The sequence below is a fragment of the Xylophilus sp. ASV27 genome (genome assembly GCF_016428875.1).
In the GTDB taxonomy this organism is placed as follows: Bacteria; Pseudomonadota; Gammaproteobacteria; order Burkholderiales; family Burkholderiaceae_C; genus Xylophilus.
The window spans coordinates 1-3,723 of record NZ_JAELTO010000190.1 but is presented as its reverse complement, the minus strand read 5'-3'; the positions used below and the strand labels follow the sequence as shown (position 1 = coordinate 3,723).

General features: G+C 73.0%; 3 protein-coding genes. All 3 read left to right on the top strand.

Going from position 1 to position 3,723, the window contains the following annotated elements; genetic code table 11:
• Nucleotides 1–915: FecR family protein (locus JHD63_RS21965; RefSeq protein ID WP_198972914.1), on the top strand; the 915-nt coding region annotated here is incomplete at its 5' end.
• 98 nt (nt 916–1,013) lie between these two features.
• Nucleotides 1,014–3,515, top strand: a complete 2,502-nt coding sequence (locus tag JHD63_RS21960; RefSeq protein WP_198972913.1) for a TonB-dependent siderophore receptor — start codon at nt 1,014–1,016, stop codon at nt 3,513–3,515.
• 8 nt (nt 3,516–3,523) lie between these two features.
• Nucleotides 3,524–3,723: hypothetical protein (locus JHD63_RS21955; protein ID WP_198972912.1), on the top strand; the 200-nt coding region annotated here is incomplete at its 3' end.

The following is a 3,723-nucleotide window of genomic DNA, read 5'->3' as shown; positions in this document are numbered from 1 at the left end:
CCCCCCCCCCCCCCCCCCCCCCCCCCCCCCCCCCCCCCCCCCCCCCCCCCCCCCCCCCCCCCCCCCCCCCCCCCCCCCCCCCCCCCCCCCCCCCCCCCCCCCCCCCCCCCCCCCCCCCCCCCCCTTACCCACCCCCCCCCCCCCCACACCACCACTAGGTTCTCTTCGTCGGCAGCGTCAGATGTGTATAAGAGACAGCTGCTGGGCGGCAGCGCGGCGGCGCTGCTGGCCGCCACCGGCAGCGGCCTCTGGTTCGAGCGGCGCGCGCCGCTCATGGCCTGGTCCGCCGATCTGCGCACCGGCACGGCCGAGCGCCGGCGCTTCGTGCTGGAGGACGGCAGCGAACTGCTGCTCAACGCCCGCTCGGCCGCGGACCTGGATTTCAGCCCCACGCAGCGCCGGGTGCGGCTGCGCGGCGGCGCCCTGATCGCCCAGGTGGCGCCGGATGCGCGGCGGCCCTTCCTCGTGCAGAGCGCCGAAGGCACGGTGCGCGCGCTGGGCACGCGCTTCATGGTGCAGCAGGACGCCGGCCGCACGCTGGTGTCGGTGCTGGAGCACAGCGTGCGCCTGAGCACGCAGCGCACGGGCGCACGCCTGGACCTGCGGGAAGGCGCCAGCGCCTGGATGCAGGCCGAGGGCATCACGCAGCGCCCCGCCGCCCGTGCCGACGCGAGCGCATGGTCCGCCGGCCTGCTGGAGGTGCACGACCGGCCGCTGGCCGAGGTGCTGGACGCCCTGCGCCCCTACACGCCGGCGCTGCTGCGCGCCAGCGCGGCGGCCGCGCGCATCGGCGTCTACGGCGTGTTTCCGTTGGACCGGCCGATGCAGGTGCTGCAGGACCTGGCGGACACGCTGCCGCTGCGTGTGCGGCATTGGGGCGACTGGCTGGTGTTCGTCGACACGCCCGGCACCTGAGGGCCTTGCCGCCCGGCAGCGGCTGACGGGTTTTTCCCCCTCGCGGGTCATACGGGGTTGAACACCCCGATCCACCAGAACCGACGAGGAAGTCCGACGTGACGCAGCCATCCCTTGCCTCCTTCCGCCCCCGGCCAGCCGCGCTGGCGCTGGCCGCCCTGCTCGCCTGCGGTGCCGCGCTGGCGCAGACGGCCGCCACCGCCCCGGCCGCGGCCGGCACCGATGCCGCGATGGAGTGGAACCTGCCGGCCGACGCGCTCGGCGTGGTGCTGGCGCGCATCGCACGCCAGGGCGGGCGCGCCATCAGCGCGGCTCCCGCGCTGGTGGCCGGCCGGCAATCCGGGGCCGTGCAAGGCCGTTTCACCGTGACCCAGGCCGCGCAGCAGGCGCTGGCCGGCAGCGGGCTGGCGCTGGCGCAGACGCCCAGCGGCACCCTGACCGTCGTCGCCTCCGGCGGCAGCGCAGCGACCGCGCCGGTGGCCGCCGCCACGCTGGCAGAGGTGCGCGTCACGGCGCAGGCCGAGCCATCGGGCGCCACGGAGGGCACGGGCGCCTACACCAGCCAGGCGCCCACCGGCATGGCCACCGGGCTGGGTCTGGGCCTGAAGGACACGCCGCAGTCGATCAGCGTCATGACCCAGCAGCGCATGGAGGACGAGAACCTCACGAGCATCAGCCAGGTGCTCGCGCGCACGCCGGGCATCGCCACCGCCGCGCTCGGCACCGAGCGCTCCAACGCCAATGCGCGCGGCTATGCGATCACCAACTACCAGGTCGACGGCGTCAGCACGCACACCGAGTTCCTGGGCCTGGATGCGCTGCCCTCGCAGAGCATCGCCGACATGGCTCTGTACGACCGCATCGAGGTGCTGCGCGGCGCCTCGGGCCTGACCACGGGCGCGGGCGATCCGTCGGGCATCGTCAACATGGTGCGCAAGAAGCCGACCCGCAGCTTCCAGGGAACGGCCGAGGCGGGCATCGGCTCGTGGGGCAACCGGCGCGGCGTGATCGACCTGTCGTCGCCGCTCAACGCCGCGGGCAGCGTGCGCGGCCGGCTGGTGGCGGTGCACCAGGAGGGCGACAGCTACATCGACGACTACGGCAAGAAGAAGGACGTGCTCTACGGCGTGGTCGAGGCCGACCTGACCCGTTCGCTCAAGCTCACCGCCGGCATCGACCACCAGGAAAGCCGCTCGCGCGGATCGTTCGCCTACCTGGGCTACCCGCTGTTCAACAGCGACGCCGAGCAGACCGATTTCCCGGTGTCCTTCAGCGGCGCGAGCCGCAGCAACCGCTTCACCACCCACTCCAGCAACGGCTTCCTAGCGCTGGAGCAGACGCTTGCCCACGGCTGGACGCTCAAGGTCTCGGCCAACCACCTGCGCTCGCGGCAGCGCGAGGACGCCACCTACCTGGCCGTCAACGGCGCGCCGTTCGACAAGGCCACGGGCGACGGGCTCACGCTCAACAGCGAGCGGCGCGACTACCGGCTGCGCAGCAACACGGTGGACATCAAGCTGCGCGGGCCCTTCACCCTGTTCGGCCGGCAGCACGAGGCCGTGGCCGGCTTCGACTACAACGACTTCCAGAGCCTGACCTACGGCAGCTTCGACACCACCGGGCTCGATGGCGCGCCGGTCAACATCTACCGCTGGGACCGCAGCGGCAGCCCGGTGTTCGGCGAGCGCTTCGTCACCTTCGACAGCACGCGGCGCCAGAAGAGCGCGTATGCCGCCGGGCGCTTCCAACTGGCCGAGCGGCTCAAGCTGATCGCCGGCGGCAGGCTCATGAACTACGGCAGCGACTACGTCACGAGCACCACCGCGGGCTACCACGGCAGCTCGCCCTCCTCCGAGCGCCGCGTGCTCACGCCCTACGGCGGCCTGGTGTACGCGCTGAGCGAGGTCCACACCGTCTACGCGAGCTTTGCCACCATCTACAACCCGCAAAGCTCGCTCGACCGCAACGGCGCCTACCTCGATCCGCAGGAGGGCAACACCTACGAGGCCGGCGTGAAGAGCGGCTTCCTCGGCGGCCGCGTGAGCACCGCCGCGTCGCTCTACCAGATCCGGCAGGACAACCTGGCGGAGCCGGACCCGGGCCATTTCGTCCCAGGCACCACCAACACCGCCTCGCGCGCGGTCAAGGGCGCACGCACGCAGGGCGTGGACCTGGAAATCAACGGAGCGCTGGCGCGCGGCTGGAATCTGGCGGCCTCGTACAACTACAGCGCCTCCCGGGACGCGAGCGGACAGCGCATCAACACCACCTTCCCGCGCCAGATGGCCCGCGTCTGGACCACCTACCGGCTGCCGGGCGACTGGCGCCGGCTCACGCTGGGCGGCGGCGTGGACTGGAACAGCGGCATCTCCTACACCGCCGAGATCTGGCAGATCGAGCGCACCGGCACCGCGCGCCAGGGCGCCTATGCGCTTGCCAGCCTGATGGCGCGCTACGACTTCACCGACCAGCTCTCGGCCACCCTCAACGTGCAGAACCTGTTCGACCGCAAGTACATCGCCTCCATGTCGGGCTGGTGGTACTCGGGCATGTACGGCGCGCCGCGCAACCTGCAGGTGACCGCCCGCTACAAGTTCTGACACGGCGCTTGCGGTACAACCGCAGGCATGAAAGCCAAGTCGTTCCAGGACCTGCTGCCGCTGCGCCGCGCGCTGGCCGAGGCCGCCGCGCGCGAGGCCCGGGCGCAGCGCGAGCGGCTGCAGGCCGCGCGGCTGTCTCTTATACACATCTAAAAAGGGGGGGGGGGGGGGGGGGGGGGGGGGGGGGGGGGGGGGGGGGGGGGGGGGG